The 19952-nt window shown below is 64.9% G+C and carries 19 protein-coding genes; 4 read left to right on the top strand and 15 right to left on the bottom strand.

Annotated elements, in window-relative coordinates; genetic code table 11:
* Positions 1-41: 41 nt before the first annotated feature.
* Positions 42-674 carry an LON peptidase substrate-binding domain-containing protein gene (locus tag H9K76_RS17335; RefSeq protein ID WP_187596569.1) on the bottom strand — a complete coding sequence of 211 codons (633 nt, stop codon included), beginning with the start codon at positions 672-674 and terminating at the stop codon, positions 42-44.
* Positions 675-759: 85 nt separating this feature from the next.
* Here H9K76_RS17335 and H9K76_RS17330 point away from each other — a divergent pair, with 85 nt between their 5' ends.
* Together H9K76_RS17330 and H9K76_RS17325 are read left to right on the top strand one after the other, a co-directional pair.
* Entirely contained in the window at positions 760-1323 is a 564-nt protein-coding gene (locus H9K76_RS17330) for a YggT family protein (protein ID WP_187596568.1), read from the top strand.
* A gap of 85 nt (positions 1324-1408) precedes the next feature.
* Positions 1409-2062 (top strand): glutathione S-transferase family protein, encoded by a 654-nt coding sequence (locus H9K76_RS17325; protein ID WP_187600701.1) that lies wholly within the window; start codon positions 1409-1411, stop codon positions 2060-2062.
* A gap of 128 nt (positions 2063-2190) precedes the next feature.
* Here the strand turns inward: H9K76_RS17325 and accD are convergent, their stop codons facing one another.
* From accD to H9K76_RS17295, 6 genes are all read right to left on the bottom strand, one after another.
* Complete coding sequence (gene accD, locus H9K76_RS17320) at positions 2191-3063, bottom strand: acetyl-CoA carboxylase, carboxyltransferase subunit beta (protein WP_187596567.1); 873 nt, start codon at positions 3061-3063, stop codon at positions 2191-2193.
* A 63-nt stretch (positions 3064-3126) separates the two neighbouring features.
* Positions 3127-3936, bottom strand: coding sequence for a tryptophan synthase subunit alpha (trpA, locus tag H9K76_RS17315; RefSeq protein ID WP_187596566.1), 810 nt, complete (start codon positions 3934-3936; stop codon positions 3127-3129).
* Positions 3933-5201 carry a tryptophan synthase subunit beta gene (gene trpB, locus H9K76_RS17310; RefSeq protein ID WP_187596565.1) on the bottom strand — a complete coding sequence of 423 codons (1269 nt, stop codon included), beginning with the start codon at positions 5199-5201 and terminating at the stop codon, positions 3933-3935. Before trpB ends, trpA begins: the two co-directional genes overlap by 4 nt.
* A gap of 12 nt (positions 5202-5213) precedes the next feature.
* Entirely contained in the window at positions 5214-5954 is a 741-nt protein-coding gene (locus H9K76_RS17305) for a phosphoribosylanthranilate isomerase (protein WP_187596564.1), read from the bottom strand.
* On the bottom strand, positions 5951-6790 hold the full coding sequence (truA, locus tag H9K76_RS17300; protein ID WP_187596563.1) for a tRNA pseudouridine(38-40) synthase TruA: 840 nt from the start codon (positions 6788-6790) through the stop codon (positions 5951-5953). The genes H9K76_RS17305 and truA overlap by 4 nt, the downstream gene beginning before the upstream one ends.
* A gap of 67 nt (positions 6791-6857) precedes the next feature.
* Positions 6858-9533, bottom strand: a complete 2676-nt coding sequence (locus H9K76_RS17295; protein ID WP_246475100.1) for a motility hub landmark protein FimV — start codon at positions 9531-9533, stop codon at positions 6858-6860.
* Between H9K76_RS17295 and H9K76_RS23500 the strand changes: the two genes are divergently transcribed.
* Positions 9534-9722: a hypothetical protein gene (locus H9K76_RS23500; protein WP_246475098.1), complete on the top strand. Its 189-nt coding sequence runs from the start codon at positions 9534-9536 to the stop codon at positions 9720-9722.
* A 185-nt stretch (positions 9723-9907) separates the two neighbouring features.
* Here H9K76_RS23500 and asd read toward each other — a convergent pair whose 3' ends face one another.
* Positions 9908-11038 (bottom strand): aspartate-semialdehyde dehydrogenase, encoded by a 1131-nt coding sequence (gene asd / locus H9K76_RS17290; protein ID WP_187596561.1) that lies wholly within the window; start codon positions 11036-11038, stop codon positions 9908-9910.
* Positions 11039-11429: 391 nt separating this feature from the next.
* On the opposite strand from asd, the gene H9K76_RS17285 reads away from it, so the two are divergent.
* On the top strand, positions 11430-11762 hold the full coding sequence (locus H9K76_RS17285; RefSeq protein ID WP_187596560.1) for a YegP family protein: 333 nt from the start codon (positions 11430-11432) through the stop codon (positions 11760-11762).
* Positions 11763-11868: 106 nt separating this feature from the next.
* Here H9K76_RS17285 and leuB read toward each other — a convergent pair whose 3' ends face one another.
* The 7 genes from leuB to dnaJ all read right to left on the bottom strand — a co-directional run bounded on the left by leuB (position 11869) and on the right by dnaJ (position 19835).
* Positions 11869-12939 carry a 3-isopropylmalate dehydrogenase gene (gene leuB, locus H9K76_RS17280; RefSeq protein WP_187596559.1) on the bottom strand — a complete coding sequence of 357 codons (1071 nt, stop codon included), beginning with the start codon at positions 12937-12939 and terminating at the stop codon, positions 11869-11871.
* Between the two features lie 99 nt (positions 12940-13038).
* Complete coding sequence (leuD, locus tag H9K76_RS17275; RefSeq protein WP_187596558.1) at positions 13039-13695, bottom strand: 3-isopropylmalate dehydratase small subunit; 657 nt, start codon at positions 13693-13695, stop codon at positions 13039-13041.
* A 36-nt stretch (positions 13696-13731) separates the two neighbouring features.
* Complete coding sequence (locus H9K76_RS17270) at positions 13732-13857, bottom strand: entericidin A/B family lipoprotein (protein WP_187596557.1); 126 nt, start codon at positions 13855-13857, stop codon at positions 13732-13734.
* Between the two features lie 20 nt (positions 13858-13877).
* Complete coding sequence (leuC, locus tag H9K76_RS17265; protein ID WP_187596556.1) at positions 13878-15299, bottom strand: 3-isopropylmalate dehydratase large subunit; 1422 nt, start codon at positions 15297-15299, stop codon at positions 13878-13880.
* A gap of 71 nt (positions 15300-15370) precedes the next feature.
* The gene (locus H9K76_RS17260; RefSeq protein WP_187596555.1) at positions 15371-16324 is read right to left on the bottom strand and encodes a LysR family transcriptional regulator; all 954 of its coding nucleotides are present in this window, start codon (positions 16322-16324) and stop codon (positions 15371-15373) included.
* Positions 16325-16516: 192 nt separating this feature from the next.
* A complete protein-coding gene (locus H9K76_RS17255; RefSeq protein ID WP_187596554.1) occupies positions 16517-18526 on the bottom strand; it encodes an OPT family oligopeptide transporter in 2010 nt (669 codons plus the stop codon).
* Positions 18527-18695: 169 nt separating this feature from the next.
* The gene (gene dnaJ, locus H9K76_RS17250) at positions 18696-19835 is read right to left on the bottom strand and encodes a molecular chaperone DnaJ (RefSeq protein ID WP_187596553.1); all 1140 of its coding nucleotides are present in this window, start codon (positions 19833-19835) and stop codon (positions 18696-18698) included.
* Between the last annotated feature and the right edge of the window lie 117 nt (positions 19836-19952).

Raw genomic sequence — 19952 nt, 5'->3', positions numbered from 1 at the left:
ATCTTTTTTTGCGTGTTGGGCGGCCGGGCCGGGAAGGGCGTCTACCGCGAGATGCCGGTCTTCTCGAGCACGTCGCTGACCAGTTCAAGCCGGGCCAGCGGATTGTCCAGCGACATCAGACGCTGCTTGAGCTCGAGCGGCAACGGCAGCAGTTCGCACCAGCGGTTGGAGACCCAGGCGCAGTCGTTCAGTTGTTCCGCATCGGGCGTGATGCCCACGGTCTCCGGGGCGCGCTCACGAAGCGAGTGCAGGGCCGTGGCCAGCAGGTCGGCGCAGTACTGCAGTTCCTGTGGAATGGCCACGGACTGGTCGGCCGGGATGATGCGCACGTCGGCGACCCACAGGCCGTGACCGAGCAGGCGCTGCTCCACGATCTGGAAACGGTCGCCTCCCTTGCAGCGCACGGCCAGCAACCCCGCCTGCGGCGATTGCAGCTCTTCGATGGTGGCCAGCGTTCCGGTGGCGTAGAGCTGCTCCTCGGGCGCCCCTGCCTTGCGGACTTCGGAACCGCTGGACAACGCGACCACGCCGAAGGGCGCGCCGGCGTGGTGGCACTTGCGCACCATGTCGAGATAGCGCACCTCAAACACGCGCAGCGCAAGCTCGCCGCCGGGAAAGAGCACGGTATTCAGCGGAAACAAAGGCAGGGAAGACAGGGTGAGTTGTTGGGACATGGGAGGTGGATCGCGGTATGCCTCGCTATCATCCCACGTAGTGCAGGCGATGTCGGCCTGTGGACATACTTTTAGTTGCAAAGTCATGCTTTTTCAAATCATCTCCCTGTTGCTGGACATCGGCTGCGGCCTGGTCACGGGCGCGTGCCTGCTGCGCCTGTACATGCAGATGCAGCGTATTCCGTTTTCCAACCCCGTGGGGCAACTGGTGTTCGTGCTGAGCAACTGGCTGGTGATGCCGCTGCGCAAGGTGCTTCCCTCCTCGGGGCGCGTCGACCTGTCGTGCCTGATGGGGGCGTTCCTCGCGCAACTGGTGCAGTTCGTGGTCCTCGCGCTGCTGGTATCGCAGGGCTTCTCCAATGTCGTCGTGATCCTGCTGCTGGCCGTCTTCGGCGTGCTGCGCGTGGCGGTGACGGGCATGATGGGGCTGGTGATCGCCCATGCGGTGCTCTCGTGGGTGCAGACACGCTCTCCCATCAGCGGCGTGATCGACAGGCTGTGCGAGCCGCTGCTGCGGCCGATCCGCCGCTATGTGCCGCTGATGGGGGGCATCGATTTCTCGTCGCTCGTGGCGCTGATTCTCCTGCAGGTCGTGATGATCGTCCTCGGGCACCTGCAGATGAGCCTGATGGGCATTGCCGCTGCGTAAGTATGTCCGACGGATCATCAGGCAGCCGGTCGAAGCGCCACAAGGTGCAAGACAATCCGTGAAACAGCAATCGACGTTCATCCCCATGGCCACCAAGAAACTGTTCTATTACCCTGGCAACGCCAGCATGGCTCCCCACATGGTCCTGGAGGAAATCGGGCAGCCTTTCGAACTGGTGCTCGTCGATCGCAAGCTGAATGCGCACAAGTCGGCAGACTATCTGCGACTGAACCCGAACGGATTGATTCCGGTATTGCTTGACGGTGACATGGTGCTGTACGAGACGGCAGCCATTTGCCTCCATCTGGCCGACACGCATCCCGAAAGCAGCATGGCGCCCTCTTTGGCGACGCCCGAACGGGCCGAACTGTACAAGTGGCTCATGTGGCTCACGAACACGCTGCAAGCGGCATTGATTGTGTATTTCTATCCCGAGCGTTCGGTGGATGCCGGCAACGTGGTCGGCGCCAGCCAGGTGAAGGCGCATGCGGAGTCGAATGTGGGCCTCATGCTGGATCAGCTGGAGTCGCGGCTTCAAGCGAGCGGCGGCCCCTGGCTGCTCGGGGCGCAGTACACGATCCTGGATCCCTATGTGTTCATGCTCTGCCGATGGACCAGGGGCTTCGCGAGGCCGGCGCGCACCAGGCCGTTGCTGGGTTCGTATTTGCAGCGGATGCTGGAGCGACCGGCGATCCGGCGTGCGATCCAGACGGAGGGGCTTGCCGAGCCGTGGGTGTAGGGGGAGGCACTCCGTACCACCCAGCCCAGCCATCATCTCCAGCTCCCCTGCGAGAATGAAAAAACGCCGTCTCCCGTGATCGGGGGACGGCGTCTTGCAGGAGAAACTGCTGCGGAATGCGCGGCAGGTCAGGCCACGGCATCCACCGGCAGGCGCTGCAGCATCGCCAGCGACTGGGCGATGGTCTGGCGCAGCTCGCGGCGGTCGCAGATGAAGTCGACGGCACCCTTGGTCTGCAGGAACTCGGCACGCTGGAAGCCTTCGGGCAGCTTCACACGCACTGTGGATTCGATCACGCGCGGGCCGGCGAAGCCGATCAGGGCCTTGGGCTCGGCAATCACGATGTCGCCGACGAATGCGAAGCCGGCGGAGACACCGCCCATGGTCGGGTCGGTCAGCACACTGATATAGGGCAGGCCCTTCTTCGCCAGGCGCGTGAGCGCCGCATTGGTCTTGGCCATCTGCATAAGCGAGAGCAGGCCTTCCTGCATGCGCGCACCACCGGTGGCGGTGAAGCAGATGAACGGCACCTTCTGCTCGATGGCGGTTTCCACGCCGCGCACGAAGCGCTCGCCGACCACGGAGCCCATGGAGCCGCCCATGAACTCGAACTCAAAGCAGGCAGCGACCACGTTCACGCTCTTGACCGCACCGCCCATGACGACCAGCGCGTCGGTTTCGCCAGTGTGCTCCAGCGCTTCCTTCAGGCGCTCGGGGTACTTGCGGCTGTCCTTGAACTTGAGCGGGTCGACCGGCAGGACTTCCTGGCCGATCTCGTAGCGGCCTTCCTGGTCCAGGAAGGCATCCAGGCGCGCGCGCGCGCCGATGCGGTGGTGGTGGCCGCAGGTGGGGCAGACCATCTGGTTGTGTTCCAGGTCGGCCTTGTACAGCACGGATTCGCAGCTGGGGCACTTGATCCACAGGCCCTCGGGCATCTGGCGACGCTCCGCGGGGTCTGTCTGTTGAATCTTCGATGGCAGCAGTTTTTCGAGCCAGGACATAGGTTTCCTTTGCAATTCTTCGGCGTTTTCACTTTGTGAAAAAATGAAAACGCAAGGGATGGATTATGCGTCCATTGCCTTGCGCACGCCGCGCAGGAAATCAACGGTCAGGGGAATGACTTTCTCGTGCGGCTGGTCTTCGAGCAGCTGGATGATCTTGCTGCCGATGATGACCGCGTCGGAGAACCTGGACAGGGTCTGCGCGGTTTGCGCGTCGCGGATGCCGAAGCCCACGCCGACCGGGATCTTCACATGCTCGCGGATCCGGGGCAGCATGGCTTCCACGGCGGAGGTGTCGAGGGCGCCCGAGCCGGTCACGCCCTTGAGCGAGACGTAGTAGACGTAGCCGCTGGCGATGCGCGCGACCTGCTGCATGCGCTCGGGCGTGCTGGTGGGGGCGAGCAGGAAGATCAGGTCCATGCCCCTGGCGCGCAGCTTGGCGGCGAACTCCTCGCACTCCTCGGGCGGGTAGTCGACGATCAGCACGCCGTCGACTCCGGCCTCTGCGGCGTCGTTGACGAACGCATCAGCGCCATGGTTCTGGTCGTAGCGTTCCACCGGATTGGCATAGCCCATGAGCACGACGGGCGTGGTCTGGTTCTTCTGGCGGAACTCGCGCACGTAGGCGAGCACCTGCCTGAGGTTCACGCCATTGGCGATCGCACGGTCGCCGGCCTTCTGGATGACCGGGCCGTCGGCCATCGGGTCGGAGAACGGCACGCCCAGCTCGATCACGTCGGCACCGGCCTCCACCATGCCGTGCATGAGCGACGGCGTGATGGCGGCGAACGGATAGCCCGCCGTGATGTAGGGAATGAGTGCCTTGCGGCCTTCGGATTGCAATTTTTCGAATGTGGTGGCGATGCGATTCATGCCGCAGGCCCTCCCTTGACTGTGAGACCGCGCATGCTCGGGCGGTCGTAGTAATCGCCGCCGGTGAGGTCGGCCACGGTGCCGATGTCCTTGTCGCCGCGGCCCGACAGGCACACGAGGATGGACTGGTCCTTGCGCATCTCCCTGGCCAGCTTCATGGCATAGGCGAACGCATGGCTCGACTCCAGTGCCGGGATGATGCCCTCCGCGCGGCACAGGTGGTGGAATGCATCCAGCGCTTCCTGGTCGGTGATGCCGACATACTGAGCGCGCTTGATCTCCTGCAGCCACGCGTGCTCGGGACCGACGCCGGGGTAGTCCAGGCCCGCGCTGATGCTGTGGGTTTCGGTGATCTGGCCGTCCTCGTTCTGCAGGATGAAGGTGCGGTTGCCGTGCAGCACGCCCGAGGAGCCGCGCTGCAGCGAAGCCGAGTGCTTGCCGCTGTCGAGGCCTTCGCCCGCCGCCTCCACGCCGATCAGGCGCGTGTTCTCGAACGGAATGTAGGGGTGGAAGATGCCCATGGCATTGCTGCCGCCGCCGACGCAGGCGACCACGGCATCGGGCTGCTCGGCAGCGATCTGCTGGTCCTTGAGCATCTCTGGCATCTGCGTGAGGCATTCCTTGCCGATGACGCTCTGGAAGTCGCGCACCATCATGGGATAGGGGTGCGGGCCGGCCACGGTACCGATGATGTAGAACGTGTTGTCCACGTTGGCCACCCAGTCCCGCATGGCTTCGTTGAGCGCATCCTTGAGCGTCTTGCTGCCGGATTCCACGGGCACGACGGTCGCGCCCAGCAGCTTCATGCGGTAGACATTGGGGCTTTGGCGCTTCACGTCCTCGGCGCCCATGTAGACGATGCACTCGAGGCCGTAACGCGCGCAGATCGTTGCCGTGGCGACGCCGTGCTGGCCCGCGCCGGTCTCGGCAATGATGCGCGGCTTGCCCATGCGCTTGGCGAGCATGGCCTGGCCGATCACGTTGTTGATCTTGTGCGCGCCGGTGTGGTTCAGATCCTCGCGCTTGAGGTAGATCTGCGCACCACCGATTTCTTCGCTCGTGCGTGCGGCGTGGTAGACGGGGGAGGGCCGGCCCACGAAATGCGCCAGTTCGTAGCGGAATTCGCGCAGGAAATCCGGATCGTTCTGGTACTTTGCGTAGGCCTCGCGCAGTTCGTTGATCGCGTGGGTCAGGGTTTCGCTGGCGAACGAGCCGCCATAGGGGCCGAAATGGCCCTGTGCGTCAGGGAAATTGTATTGGGACATGGGTCAGAGAATTCAAGCAGTTGCCCCATCGGCGGCCCGTACGGCCGCGACGAAGCGGTGGATCTTGTCGGCGTCCTTGATGCCCTTGAGCGTTCCTCCGCCCGGGGCATCGGCTTCCACGCCGGAGCTCACATCAACGGCCAGCGTCAGACAGCGCGGCCTCAACTGCAAGATGCCATCGGTCACGTTTGCAGGCGTGAGTCCACCAGACAAAACGAGATGAGAGGCTACGCTTGGTGGAAGGAGTGACCAATTGAATGTTTTGCCACCGCCACCGTATCCGTCGACATGTGCGTCGAGCAGGATGGCCCGGGCTTGAGAGTGATCCTGGGCGTATTTTACGAGGTTGAACGAAGCTGCGCCATCGCCGAGTGGAATTCGGGCCGCCCGCATCCAGGAATGCCGGCCCCGGCCGCTGGCAATCCAGCATTCCTCGGGGCTTTCGTCACCATGGAACTGGAGCATGGCGCCGGGGATCTGGCCGGCCGCGGCCTGGACAGCCTCGGGTGCCTCGTTCACGAACAGCAGCACTGGCGTGACAAAGGGGGGCAGCCGCCTGGCGAGTTCGGCTGCGCGCGCGGCGCTCACCGCGCGCGGGCTCCTTGCATAGAGCACGAAGCCGATGGCATCCGCCCCGGCGTTGACCGCAGCGTCCACGTCCTGCTCCCGCGTGAGTCCGCAGATCTTGATGCGGGTACGGGTCTGGAGGAGCGAGGAAGGAGTGGCGGAGATTGGGGCGTTGGACGAGCTCATGGGAGCCAATCATACGCAGGCGCACGCGTCGGCAGTCCCCATTTTTCGTCGTAGACCGGGCCAAGGAAGTACAGGCCGTCGGGCGAGAAGGTGGGCGCTGCGGCATCGCGGGAGCGGGCGGCGAGCACCTCGAGTATCCATTCGGGCTCCTTCAGCCCCTGGCCGACCAGGATCAAGCAGCCCATGATGTTGCGGATCATGTGGTGCAGGAAGGCACTGGCCTGGAACTCGAAGCGCCAGTAGCAGGGTGTGAAGTGGTGCGGGCTGTTGCGCTCGATCTCGAGCGGTTGCTGCGGCTTGCCGCCGCGCCGGATCACGTCGATGCCCTGCATGGTCTTGATCGGCGACTTGGCCTGGCAGGCCGATGCGCGGAACGAGGTGAAATCATGCTCGCCCAGCAGGTACGAGGCCGCGCGCTGCATGGCCTCGCCGTTGAGCGGATGGAACACCCAGCCGACACGGCCCGTCTCCACGCTCGGACGAACAGGGGATTGCAGCAGCACGTAGGCATAGCGGCGCGCAACGGCGCTGGCGCGCGAGTGAAACTCGTCCGGAACGGGGTGGGCCCACTGGACCGCGATGTCGGGCGGCAGGAAGGCGTTGGGGCCGCGCACCCAGGAGAAGGGCGCACGCTGCAGTTCGGTGTCGAAATGGACCACCTGCATGAGGCCGTGCACGCCCGCGTCGGTGCGGCCGGCGCAGAGAGTGGACACCTCATGAGTAGCAAAGCGGCCCAAGGCCGCTTCGAGATGATCCTGTACGGTGTTGCCGTCCGGCTGACTTTGCCAGCCTTTGTAGGCCTGACCGTTGTAGCTCACACCCAGTGCAATCCTCATCGAAAACTCCTTTTCAGGAGTGAGAGGATCGCACAGGACGGACGGTTCGGGTCGGCAGGCAGCAAAATCAACCCAGCTTGGCAAGCATTTGCTGCGCACGCTGCTTCAGTTCACCGGAGGCTTCCGCGATCACTTCTTCGACGAGGGTGCGCGCGCCTTCGCTGTCGCCGATGGCATTGAATTCTTCAGCAAGCGCGAGCTTGGTGGACAGCGGGTTGTCGGGAAGCGATCCGCCTGCGCCCATGGGAACCGGCGCGGTGGTCTGGCTCAGTGAGCCGGCCGTGGTGGGCTGATTCAGGTCGAGCGACAGGCCGTCCAGGTCGAATTCGAGCGGCTGGCGTGCCGTTGTCTCGACGTAGTGGGCCGTCTCCGATGCAGGGCTGGGTGCGGCCGCGGCGGGAGTCGCCGGTGCGTCGAACGAAATGTCATCGAGCTGGAAATCCAGCGCGTTGGCCGTGTTGTCCGCGGCTGGCGCCATGGCGGGAGCCGGTGTCGTGGGAGTGTCGAGAGACAGGGAGGGCAGTTCGAAGTCCGGCAGCTTGGGGGAGGCTGCAGCCACGGTGGGGGCGGCAGGAGCCGGTGCCGGTGCGATTGGCGGCGCCCACTGATGCGGCTGGGCGGCGGCACCCAGGTCGAGGTCGAGATCAAGATCCGCCGGCGTGCCGGAGACCGGAGCCGGGGCGGTGCTTGTGGGGTACTGCACCGGCAGGGTGCTTGGCGCATCCAGGTCCAGGTGGGGTGTCTGTGCCAATGCCGCACCTGCGGCTGCAACACCTGCCACGGCGGCAGCGCCTGCAGCGCCCGCGCGGACGGCGGCGGACTGGTACAGCGCGTTTTCCGGATCCTGCGTGCGGCCGAGTTCGGAGACGCGGGCCCAGTCGGGACCCTGGCCCTGTGTCAGCGTGAATAGTTCGCGGGCCTGGGCTTCGAGCGCCTTGCGGTCCTGGCGCTTGGCGTAGATTTCCGCCAGCTTCACGTGGATGGAGGTGCGCTCCGGCGTCACACGCGCGGCTTCGCGCAGGATTTCCTCGGCCTGCAGGTCGCGGCCGTAGGCCAGGTACACGTCGGCTTCGGCCACGGGATCGACCTCACCGGCGTCGAGCTGGCTAGGCGAGTAGGCGAGCGACGAGGAGCCGGTGGACAGGCCGCTGTTGGCCGTGTCCACGCGCTGGCCACCGCTCGCGCCGAAGAACGAGTCGGGCGCCAGGTGGCTGTCCATGATCGAGCTGTCGGAGCCGGCCGCTGCAGCCTGTGCCTTGCGGCGCTGGGCTACCTTGTAGCCGCCGTAACCGAGCAGCAGGGCCAGCAGGGCACCGATGCCGCCGAGCTTGATGGGGTCGTCGAGCAGCGACTCGAGGAACGTGGGCTCCGGCGGAGGAGGCGGTGGCACCACGATCTTGCGCGGCTTCTTGGGCGCCGAGGCGGCGGACGCTGCATCGGAAGCGGCTGCCACAGCAGCGCTGGCTGCATCCACGGCAGCGCTGGCCGCCGATGCGGCATCGGTCGCCGCGGAGGCGACTGCCGCCACCGGGGTAGCGGCAGGCACATCGCTTGCAGCTGTGGCGGCTGCAGGAGCGGGAGCCGGGGTGGTCGCGCCGGGCACCTGGGCCGGAACGGTAGCCACGGCCGGCACCTCGGAGGGCTTGCTGGCCGCGCCCGCGCCGCTGGCACCTGCGGCGGGTCCACCTGCGGCGGTGGAGAGCTTGTTCAGGTCGGAGATGTTCTTCGACAGCTCGGCCATGCGCTCGTTGTTCTGATCGGTCTGGCGGTCGCGCGCCAGCTTCTCGTCCTTCTTCTGGGCCTGGATGCCGCCCTTGGAGAGGGTGAGCTTGTCGGAAGAGGCTGCAGCGGGCTTCTGGTCGTCGACCTGGGTCTGCACGGAGCCGGTGGCGGCGCGTTGGGGTGCCGCCACTTCGGCGGAAGGGGCAGCAGCCGCGAGGCGGCGGCGGAATTCGTTGAAGTTGCGGCTTTGGGTCGCAATGATCTTGCGGGCTTCCTTGTCGGGCGTGGCCTGCGCCTGAGCCTCGGTCGGAATCTGCAGCACGGTGCCCGCACGCAGGCGGTTCACGTTGCCGTTGATGAACGCGTTCGGATTGGCGCGCATCATCGCGACCAGCATCTGGTCGAGCGATACACCGGCGGGGCGGTGCGCGCCCGCGATGCGGCCCGCGGTGTCGCCGGTCTGCACACGGACCTCGCCGGCCGAACCATCGGCAGGTGCGGCCACGGGCGCAGGGGCTGCCTGCTGGTTGGCGGCGGCAGCCGCCTTGGCTGCACGATGCTCCTGCGCAGCGGCGGCTGCGGAGCGACGCTCCTGCACTTGCGGCAGTTGGCGTGGAGCCGGGGCGGCCTCGACGGAGCGTTCAGAACGTTCGATGGAGCGCTCGGGTGCGGTGATCTGGGGCGCGGTGGTGACGGGCGGCGCGGCGCGGCGCATTTCCGGCGGATCCAGCAGCATGGTGTAGCTGCGGACGATGTGGCCGGAGGCCCAGGTGGCGTCGATCACCAGGTCGATGAACGGATCGTTGATGGCCCTGGAGCTGCTCAGCTTGAGCACGCCCGTGCCGTCGGGACGGCGCTGGAACTGTACGCGGATGTCGTTGAGTGCCGAGGTGTACTCCAGCCCCTGCGCGCGATAGACATCAGGAGCGGCGGTGGAGGCCTTCAGTGATTCGGCTTCGGCTGCAGAAACCTGCGGTAGATCGATATCCGCTCGCAATGGCTCCCCCAAAGCGGATCTCACATGGATCTGGCCCAGTGCCAAGGCATGAACATCGGCCGAAAACAGGCCGGTGGATACGATGGCAGCCGCCGCCAAAACAGAGATTTTCCAGCGATGCATGTGTGCAATTATTTGATGATGATTGGGCTTTGCGATGACGCAATTGATCTTCTTTTGGCGCCATCCAACACGGGACGTGAAAATATGTAAAAGCACCATAGCAGCAATGTTTTGCACTGACAAGCTGATGCGGCACGCCAACTTCACTCTCCTATCTTTTGGTAGGAAAGCGCTATTTCAAATGTTGGTAATGGACAACGGGATGTTTCTAACTGTATCCACCCCATCCAGCGGTCGGCCCAGAGCGACCGCTGGATGGTGATTCCCGTCAAATGTTACGCGTCGAGCAGGATGCGCAGCATGCGGCGCAGAGGCTCTGCTGCACCCCACAGCAGCTGGTCGCCGATAGTGAATGCGCCCACATACTCGGGACCCATGGCCAGCTTGCGGATGCGGCCGACCGGGATGGTCATGGTGCCTGTCACGGCGACGGGCGTCAGGTCCTTGAGTGTCGCTTCCTTGTTGTTCGGCACAACCTTCACCCATTCGTTGTCGGCGGCGATCATGGCTTCGATGTCGGCCACAGGCACGTCCTTCCGGAGCTTGAAGGTCAGCGCCTGGCTGTGGCAGCGCATCGCGCCCACGCGCACGCAGAAGCCGTCGACCGGAACGGCCGGCGTGCCGAAGCCTTCGCCCTGGCCCATGATCTTGTTGGTCTCGGCCATGCCCTTCCATTCTTCCTTGGACATGCCGTTGCCCAGGTCCTTGTCGATCCAGGGAATCAGGCTGCCGCCCAGCGGAACCAGGAAGTTGGCGGTTTCTTCAGCCGACAGCGCGCGCTGCTTGGCAACGACCATGCGGTCGATCTCCAGGATTGCGCTCTTGGGGTCGTCCAGCAATGCCTTCACCTCGGCATTCAGCGTGCCGTACTGGGTCAGCAGTTCGCGCATGTGCTGGGCGCCGCCGCCGGAAGCGGCCTGGTAGGTCTGGGTGCTCATCCACTCGACCAGGCCGGCCTTGTAGAGCGCGCCCACGCCCATCAGCATACAGGAGACGGTGCAGTTGCCGCCAATCCAGTTGTTGCCGCCCTTGGCGAGTGCGTTCTTGATGACGGGCATGTTCACCGGATCGAGCACGATCACGGCGTCATCCTTCATGCGCAGCGTGGAAGCTGCATCGATCCAGTGGCCGTTCCAGCCCGCCGCGCGCAGCTTGGGGAAGACTTCGGTCGTGTAGTCGCCGCCCTGGGCGGTGATGATGATCTCGCAGCGCTTCAGGGCGTCGATGTTGTACGCATCCTGCAGCGTGGTTTCGTTCTTGGCCATCGCCGGGGCCTTGCCGCCCGCGTTGGATGTGGAGAAGAACAGGGGCTCGATCAGATCGAAGTCCTTTTCCTGTTGCATGCGGTCCATGAGAACCGAGCCGACCATGCCGCGCCAGCCGACCAAACCTACCAACTTGCTCATTTTCAACGCCCTTTCGATGTAAGAAACAGTGCCTGTACGGACTGCTCGCCTGGCTCGTCAGGCCAGAAAGGGCGCACGACGAACCAGGCTGGGTCAGCCCTTAATCGTCGTAATTTTGGTGATGGATGCGTGCGCGGCCGCACCGGCCGAGGTGGCGGGTGCATTGTTCGAGGCGAACGGGCGGGCGGCACACATAATCGGGCCATTGTATAGCGAGAGCACATTTTCGTGCAGTTTTTTTGGAGCCTGCAGACCCTCCCTAGGCGTTTCTACTGTTTTGCAACAGACAGGCCTTGGTCGATAGTGCGACAGGGTAATCGGGTGCCGCGTGGGCGGTGCCTGTCCTATTGTTCGGCAAGAACCTTCAACTCTCATTCAAGGAGCCTCACCCATGGCAGGTTGGTATGAACTCAGCAAGGCCAGCAACGGTCAGTTTCGCTTCGTACTCAAGGCAGGAAACGGGGAAACCATTCTGACGAGCGAGATGTACACCGCCAGGGCGTCGGCCGAAGGCGGGATCGCCTCGGTGCAGACCAACTCGCCCGAGGAGGGACGCTACGAACGCAAGAACTCGTCTAGTGGCAAGCCGATGTTCAACCTCAAGGCCGCCAACCACCAGGTCATCGGCACGAGCCAGATGTACTCGAGCGAGAAGGCGCGCGACGACGGCATCGAGTCGGTCAAGAAGAACGGCCCGACCAAGGAGGTCAAGGATCTGACCTGACGCCCGCGTCTTCCTGCGTCACAAGCGAACCAAAGGAAAAGGCCGCATTGGCAACAATGCGGCCTTTTTGCTTGGGGTGCCACGCCAGGGCGCAGCCGGCGGTGGATCAGCCCAGCGCCTTCACCACGGCATCGCCCATTTCACGTGTGCTTACCTTGGTCGTGCCTTCGCTGTAGATGTCCGGCGTGCGCAGGCCCTGCGCCAGGACCTTCTTCACGGCGTCTTCGATGCGGTCGGCGGCGGCCTCCTGGCCCAGCGAGAAACGCAGCATCATCGCGGCCGAGAGGATGGTGGCCAGCGGGTTGGCGATGCCCTTGCCGGCGATGTCGGGCGCGCTGCCGTGGCTCGGCTCGTACAGGCCCTGCTTCCTGTCGTTCAGGCTGGCCGAGGGCAGCATGCCGATGGAGCCGGTCAGCATCGAGGCTTCGTCCGAGAGGATGTCGCCGAACATGTTGCCGGTGACGATCACGTCGAACGACTTGGGTGCCTTCACGAGCTGCATGGCCGCGTTGTCCACGTACATGTGCTGCAGTTCGACGTCCGGATAGTCCTTGTGCACTTCGGTGACCACATCCTTCCAGAACTGGAAGGTCTCGAGCACGTTGGCCTTGTCCACGCTGGTGACCTTCTTGTTGCGCTTGCGGGCGGCGTCGAAGGCGACGCGTGCGATGCGCTCGATCTCGGGCTTGGAGTAGCGCATGGTGTCGAAGGCTTCCTCGGCGCCGGGGAAGTGGCCGTCCACGGCCGTGCGCTTGCCGCGTGGCTGGCCGAAGTAGATGTCTCCGGTCAGCTCGCGGATGATCAGGATGTCGAGGCCTGCCACCAGTTCGGGCTTGAGGCTCGATGCGCCCACCAACTGCTCATAGCAGATCGCCGGGCGGAAGTTGGCGAACAGGCCCAGGCTCTTGCGCAGCCCCAGGATGGCCTGCTCGGGACGCAGCGGGCGATCGAGCTTGTCGTACTTCCAGTCGCCGACCGCGCCGAACAGGATGGCGTCCGCTTCCTTGGCGAGCTTGAGCGTGGACTCGGGCAACGGGTGGCCGTGCGCATCGAAGGCCGCGCCGCCGACCAGCGCCGACTCCATCTCCAGATTCAGATCGAGTGCATCGAGCACCTTGACTGCTTCCGCGACGATTTCGGTGCCGATGCCGTCTCCGGGCAAAACTGCGATTTTCATGGTTGATTTCCGATTGATGTGAACGGGTTGTTTTCCACCCACTCCCGGGAACAGGAGAGGGTGGAAGAAGGCGGTGGGCGTTTCTGCCTTGCGATAGCTTTAGGCCGAAGCCGGCATCGTGTGCGCCAGCCAGGGCTTGGTTGCGAGGCGCGCGGCTTCGTAGGCCTTGATCTTGTCAGCGTGGCGCAGCGTGAGGCCGATGTCGTCGAAGCCGTTGAGCAGGCAGTACTTGCGGAACGGGATCACGTCGAAGGGGATCTCCTCGCCCTGCGGGCGCACGATGACCTGGCGCTCCAGGTCAATGGTGAGCTCATAGCCGGGGAATGCGTTCACTTCGTTGAACAGCTGGTCGATCACGGCTTCCGGCAGCACGATGGGCAGCAGGCCGTTCTTGAAGCAGTTGTTGAAGAAGATGTCGGCGAAGCTCGGCGCCAGGATGGCGCGGAAGCCATACTGGTCGAGTGCCCAGGGGGCATGTTCGCGGCTCGAGCCGCAGCCGAAGTTCTTGCGCGCGATGAGGATCGACGCACCATCGAAGCGCGGCTGGTTCAGCACGAAGTCGGGGTTGGGTTGGCGGCTGGCCGGGTCCTGGCCGGGCTCGCCGTGGTCGAGATAGCGCCACTCGTCAAACAGGTTCACGCCGAAGCCGGTCTTCTTGATCGACTTGAGGAACTGCTTGGGAATGATGGCGTCGGTGTCGACGTTCTCGCGGTCCATCGGTGCCACGAGGCCCTTGTGCACGGTGAATTTTTGCATGTGAGTATTCCTTGAGTTCTTTCGATGGAGCGGCGCTTACCTGGCTGCGCGCTCGACGGCGCGGCCCGCTGCCTGAACGTCCTGACCGACGCCCTTGACGGTGTTGCAGCCCGCCAGCAGAAAGCTGCCGACGAGCGTGAAGGCGATTGCAAGCCTGCTCATGTCCGTATCTCCTTGGCCGATCAGGCGAACTTGCGCACGTCCACGAAGTGGCCGTGGATGGCGGCTGCAGCGGCCATCGCGGGGCTCACGAGATGGGTGCGGCCGCCGGCGCCCTGGCGGCCTTCGAAGTTGCGGTTGCTGGTGGAGGCGCAGCGCTCGCCGGGCTCGAGCCGGTCGGCGTTCATCGCCAGGCACATCGAGCAGCCGGGCTCGCGCCATTCGAAGCCGGCGGCTTTGAAGATCTTGTCCAGTCCTTCGCGCTCGGCCTGCTCCTTCACGAGGCCGGAGCCCGGGACGACCATCGCCAGCTTGATGTTCTTGGCGACTTTCTGCCCCAGGTTCTTCACCACGGCCGCGGCTTCGCGCATGTCCTCGATGCGGCTGTTCGTGCAGGAGCCGATGAACACCTTGTCGACGAACACGTCGCCGAGCGGCTTGCCGGGCTCGAGGTTCATGTAGGTCAGCGCACGCTCGATCGCACCGCGCTTGTTCGGATCCTTTTCCTTGTCCGGATCCGGCACGGACGCGTCCACGCCCAGCACCATCTCGGGCGAGGTGCCCCAGGTGACCTGCGGGACGATGTCCGCGCCATTGAGCTCGACGACGAGGTCGAACTTCGCGTCCGCATCGGAGTACAGCGTGCGCCAGTAGGCTTCCGCCTGGTCCCACTCCACGCCGGTGGGCGAGAGCGGGCGGCCCTTCACATAGGCAATCGTCTTGTCGTCCACGGCCACCATGCCCGCGCGCGCGCCGGCCTCGATCGCCATGTTGCAGACCGTCATGCGGCCTTCCATGGACAGGTCGCGGATCGCCTCGCCTGCGAATTCGATGGTGTAGCCTGTGCCGCCGGCGGTGCCGATCCGCCCGATGATGGCCAGCACGATGTCCTTGGCCGTCACGCCCCTGGAAACCTTGCCGTTGACCTTGACCAGCATGTTCTTGGCCTTCTTGGCCAGCAGCGTCTGCGTGGCCATCACGTGCTCGACTTCCGAGGTGCCGATGCCGTGCGCCAGCGCGCCGAAGGCCCCGTGCGTGGAGGTGTGGCTGTCGCCGCAGACCACGGTCATGCCGGGCAGGGTGGCACCGTTTTCGGGACCGACCACGTGCACGATGCCCTGGCGCTTGGAGAGGAACGGGAAGAACGCGGCGGCCCCCACCTCGGCGATGTTCTTGTCGAGTGTGGTGATCTGCTCCTTGCTGATCGGATCGGCAATGCCGTCGTAGCCCTGCTCCCAGTTGGTGGTGGGCGTGTTGTGGTCCGCCGTCGCCACGATGGAGCTCACGCGCCAGACCTTGCGGCCGGCCTCGCGGATGCCTTCGAACGCCTGCGGGCTGGTCACTTCGTGCACCAGGTGGCGGTCGATGTAGAGGACGGCCGTGCCGTCTTCCTCCGTATGGATCACGTGTTCATCGAAGACTTTGTCGTAGAGGGTGCGTCCCATGATGTGCTCGTTTCTTTCGTAGGGTCTGAAGGTATTGTTCGGCGATCCACGCGCGTCGGAGCGTTGTCGGATCAGGCGGCCAGCGGTTGGTTCTCGGTTGCCGGCGCGCTGTGCTGCGTCAGGTGCTCGACGAGTAGTCGGGCCGTGACGGGCAATGCGTTGAAGTCCCGCGCGACGACGCGGAGCTCGCGTTCCGCCCATGGCTCGTCCAGGCGCACGGCGGCCAGATGGCCCATGCCGTGCATCAATGCGAACGCGCGGTCGGGAATCAGCCCGATGCCCAGGCCGTTGTCGATCATGCGGCACATGGCGTCCAGGCTGGTGACCTGCATGCGCTGGCGCAGCGGCTTGGCGGTCTGGCCCGCGGCCTGGCGCATCGCGAGGCTGATGCTGCTGCCCGCCTGCAGGCCGACGATGTCCCACTCCATCACTTCGGCGAAGGTGATGGATTCGCACCGAGCCAGTGCATGGTTCTGCGGCATCACGACCACGAGCCGGTCATGGCGGTAGGGGCGGCTCTGCAGGCCCTCGGGATCGTCGGAGGAGCCGGTATGGCAAACGCCCAGATCGGTGGCGCCGTCGCGCACGGCGTTGAGCACTTCCTGGCTCAGATGTTCCTGCAGATCGATCTTGACCTGGCTGTGTTCGCTCGCGAATGCGCCCAGGTCTTCGGGCAGGAACTGCACGATGGCGGAGATATTGGCATGCATGCGCACATGGCCGCGCACGCCGTCGGCATATTCGGAGAGTTCTCCCTGCATGCGTTCGAGGCCGAACAGTACGGTGCGCGCATGATGCAGCAGGCTTTCGCCGGCCGGTGTGAGCGTGACGCCGCGGCTGTGGCGGTACAGCAGTGCCGTGTCGACGGCGGTTTCGAGGTCGGACAGGCGCTTGCTGACCGCCGACGCCGCAATGAATTCACGCTCCGCGGCCCGCCCGATGCTGCCCAGCTCGCAGACTGCGACGAACAGTTGCAGCGAGGTGAGATCGATGCGGCGCGCAAAACTGCGCTCGGAGCTTTTCATTGCGGGGTTGTAATCGTGAAATCAGAATGCGAATGTCATTTTATGGCGAAAATTTGAATATGACATCGCGATTCACGATGGGTTGATACCCGAACGGTGATGGGCGACCGCTGATTCGGCGATGGCTGGAGGCTTCGCTGAAGGCTTCACATGTCGCCCCGTTGCCTCCATGGGCAACGGGGCGCACCGGCATCACTGCTTCAGGACGCGGCGGTAGAGGACGGCGGCCAGCATGATGAAGTAGGCCAGCCCCAGCCATGGTGCCGCGGCGAAGCCGTCGTCCACCAGTGCGAGCGGCGCGTTCTGGCCGCTGAAACCGATGATGGCGGCGATCAGCAGGCCCATCAGGCTCTCGCCGACGATCAGGCCCGACGCGAGCAGCAGGCCACGCTCTTCGGCGGCGGCTGTCCAGTCCTTGCCCTTGCGTTCTCCCCAGCGCTTGAGGGCGCGCTGGATCAGGAGGCCGAGCACGGCGCCGAGGGTCAGGGTCACGCCGATCGTGGGGGGCAGGTAGATGCCCAGGCCGACGGCGAGCGGCGGCAGGGCCCCGCGCGCGGTCTTCTTGCGCAATGTCCAGTCGATGGCGATCACGACGAGTCCGATCGCAACGCCCAGGCCCAGCATCGACCAGTCGAGCGAGCCGCTGAAGATGCCGTTCGCGATCTGGGTCATCAGGTTGGCCTGTGGTGCCTCGAGCGCGAGCTTGGGGTCCATGTCGGCACGCGGCAGCGCTCCCGCGAAGCCGTAGGCGTTGTAGAGCAGGTCGAGCACCGGGGGAATCACGGCGGCACCCACCACGCAGCCGATGATCAGCACGATCTGCTGGCGCCAGGGCGTGGCACCCACCAGGTAGCCCGTCTTCAGGTCCTGCAGGTTGTCATTGGAGATGGCGGCCATCGCGAGGATCACGGACACCATGAACAGCACGAGGACGACGCCGAGATGGCCTGCGAGCGTGGTGTGGAACGACGGTGTCAGCCAGCTCAGGCCGAGGATGGAGACGCCCATCAGCACCGTGGCGATGATGCCGATGCCCGAGATCGGGCTGGCCGAGGAACCGACCAGGCCGGCCATGTAGCCGCAGGCCGCGGCCACGAGGAAGCCGAAGATGGCCGCGAAAACGACGCACAGCGCCGACAGGCCGTAGCGCTCGCCGGCGGCCAGCGCAGGCATGTAGGTGCCGATGAAGTGGTTCACCACGAAGAACAGGACGGCCAATGCCGCCATGCCGATGGTCAGCATCCAGCTGCGCGGCATGTCGAGATCGGTTTCGTCACGTGCTGTCGTACCGGTGGATGGGGAGGTCCTGTTGCGTGACGGCTGGGCGCGCATCGCGGCGACGATGGGGCCTGCCAGTGTCACCAGTGCCCAGAGTGCGGAGATGGCAATCACGCCGGCACCGACGAACTTGGCCTTCTGCGACCACATCTGGGTGGCCAGTGCGACCAGCGTCTGTCCATCCGCCGGAGTGGTGGATGCGGTGAGCCATGGCACGATCACGAACCAGCACAGCACCACGCCCACCAGCACGGCCACGCCAGCCGCAAGACCCATCAGGTAGCCGGCAGCGAGCAGGGCCGGGGAGAAGCCGGTGGACAGGCGCAGAACGGCCGGGCCTGCGGGAATCCAGTACGTCACGGCATCGCCCAGCACGCGAAAGCCGCCGCTCAGCAGCCCGAACAGCGCCGCCATGCCGGTGCCCCAGCCCAGCTCGCGCATGCCTCCAGGCCGCTGGGCGGATGCGTCCTCCCTGTGGCGCTGGGCTTCACCGACCCGCAGCACCTCGGCTGCGGCAACGCCCTCGGGGTAGGGCAGTTCGGACTGCACCACCATCACGCGGCGCAGCGGAATCGTGTAGAGCACGCCGAGCGTGCCGCCGGCCGCGCAGATCAGGGCGGTCTGCCAGAACGGGAAGCCGCTCCACAGCCCTGTCATCACGAGGCCCGGGATCACGAAGATCACGCTCGACAAGGTGCCGGCGGCCGATGCCTGCGTCTGGACCAGGTTGTTCTCGAGGATGTTGGAGTCCTGGAACTTGTAGAGCAATGCCATGGAGATGACCGCTGCGGGAATCGCCGATGCGAATGTCAGGCCGACCTTCAGGCCCAGGTAGACGTTGGCAGCCGTGAAGGCCAGGGTGATCAGGGCACCCAGAATCACGCCACGCAGTGTGAATTCGCGCAGAGGGGTGTGTTGTTGCATGTTCTTCGGTTCTGGTGATGGGCCGGGCATCCGGCGACGGGGCTGGGCGCACCTTACGGCATGTGCGCCGCCTCGGCTGTCGGACAGGGCCGGCAAGAAAAAAAGGCTGAGACCCGTGTCAACAGGTCTCAGCCATTCTCGGCTCCCGAGGAGGCCGGATCCAATGGATTTAACTGAACAGATTCTTGATCTTGTCAGTCCATGTTTCCGTGGAAGGGGAATGCTTGCTGCCCCCCTTCTTGAGGGACTCGTCGAAGTCCTTGAGCAGCTTGCGCTGGTACTCGGTCAGCTTCACCGGCGTTTCCACGACGATGTGGCAATACAGGTCGCCCGGGTAGCTGCCACGCACGCCCTTGATGCCCTTGCCGCGCAGGCGGAACTGCTTGCCGGCCTGGGTGCCCTCGGGGAGGTCGATCGCGGCCTTGCCGGACAGCGTGGGCACCTCGATCTCGCCACCCAGTGCGGCGGTCACGAAGCTGATCGGCACTTCGCAGTGCAGGTCGTCTCCGTCGCGCTCGAAGATCTCATGCTTCTTCACGCGGATCTCGATGTAGAGGTCGCCTGGAGGGCCGCCATTGGTGCCTGGCTCGCCGTTTCCGGTGGAGCGGATGCGCATGCCGTCGTCGATGCCGGCGGGAATCTTCACCTCCAGCGTCTTCTGCGACTTGATCTTGCCCTGGCCGTGGCAGGCCGTGCAGGGCTCGGGAATGATCTTGCCCGTGCCGCGGCAATGCGGGCAGCTCTGCTGCACGGCAAAGAAGCCCTGGCGCATCTGCACCACGCCGGAGCCCTGGCAGGTGCCGCAGGTCTTGGGGCTGGTGCCGGGCTTGGCGCCCGAGCCGTGGCAGGTGTCGCATTCATCCCATGAGGGGATGCGGATCTGCGCGTCCTTGCCGTTGGCCGCCTCCTCGAGCGTGACTTCCATTGCGTACGACAGGTCGTTGCCTCGATAGACCTGGCGGCCTCCACGGCCGCGGCCTCCCGCAGCACCGCCGAACATGTCGCCGAAGATGTCGCCGAATGCCTCGGCAAAGCCGCCGAAGCCTTCGGCTCCGCCCATGCCGCCGCGCATGCTGGGGTCGACCCCCGCATGGCCGTACTGGTCGTAGGCGGCACGTTTCTGGGCGTCGCAGAGAATCTCGTAGGCCTCCTTGACCTCCTTGAATTTCTCCTCTGCGCCCTTGGCGGCGTCACCCTGGTTGCGGTCAGGGTGGTACTTCATCGCCAGCTTGCGATACGCCTTCTTGATTTCGTCCTCTGAAGCGTTCTTGGGAACGCCCAGGACTTCGTAAAAATCTCGTTTGGACATTTCAGGACATTAGGTCAATACAGCCGGTTGGAACACAAACGCCGCGCTGGCTCCACGACGGGAGCCGAGCGCGGCGACTGGACTGGCAGGGAGTCTCCGACTCGACCCCCGGCGCAC

Origin of the sequence: Diaphorobacter ruginosibacter, assembly GCF_014395975.1 — a bacterium.
In the GTDB taxonomy this organism is placed as follows: domain Bacteria; phylum Pseudomonadota; class Gammaproteobacteria; order Burkholderiales; family Burkholderiaceae_C; genus Diaphorobacter_A; species Diaphorobacter_A ruginosibacter.
Note: the sequence above shows the minus strand (reverse complement) of the source record. Positions and strands in the feature narration are given on the sequence as shown.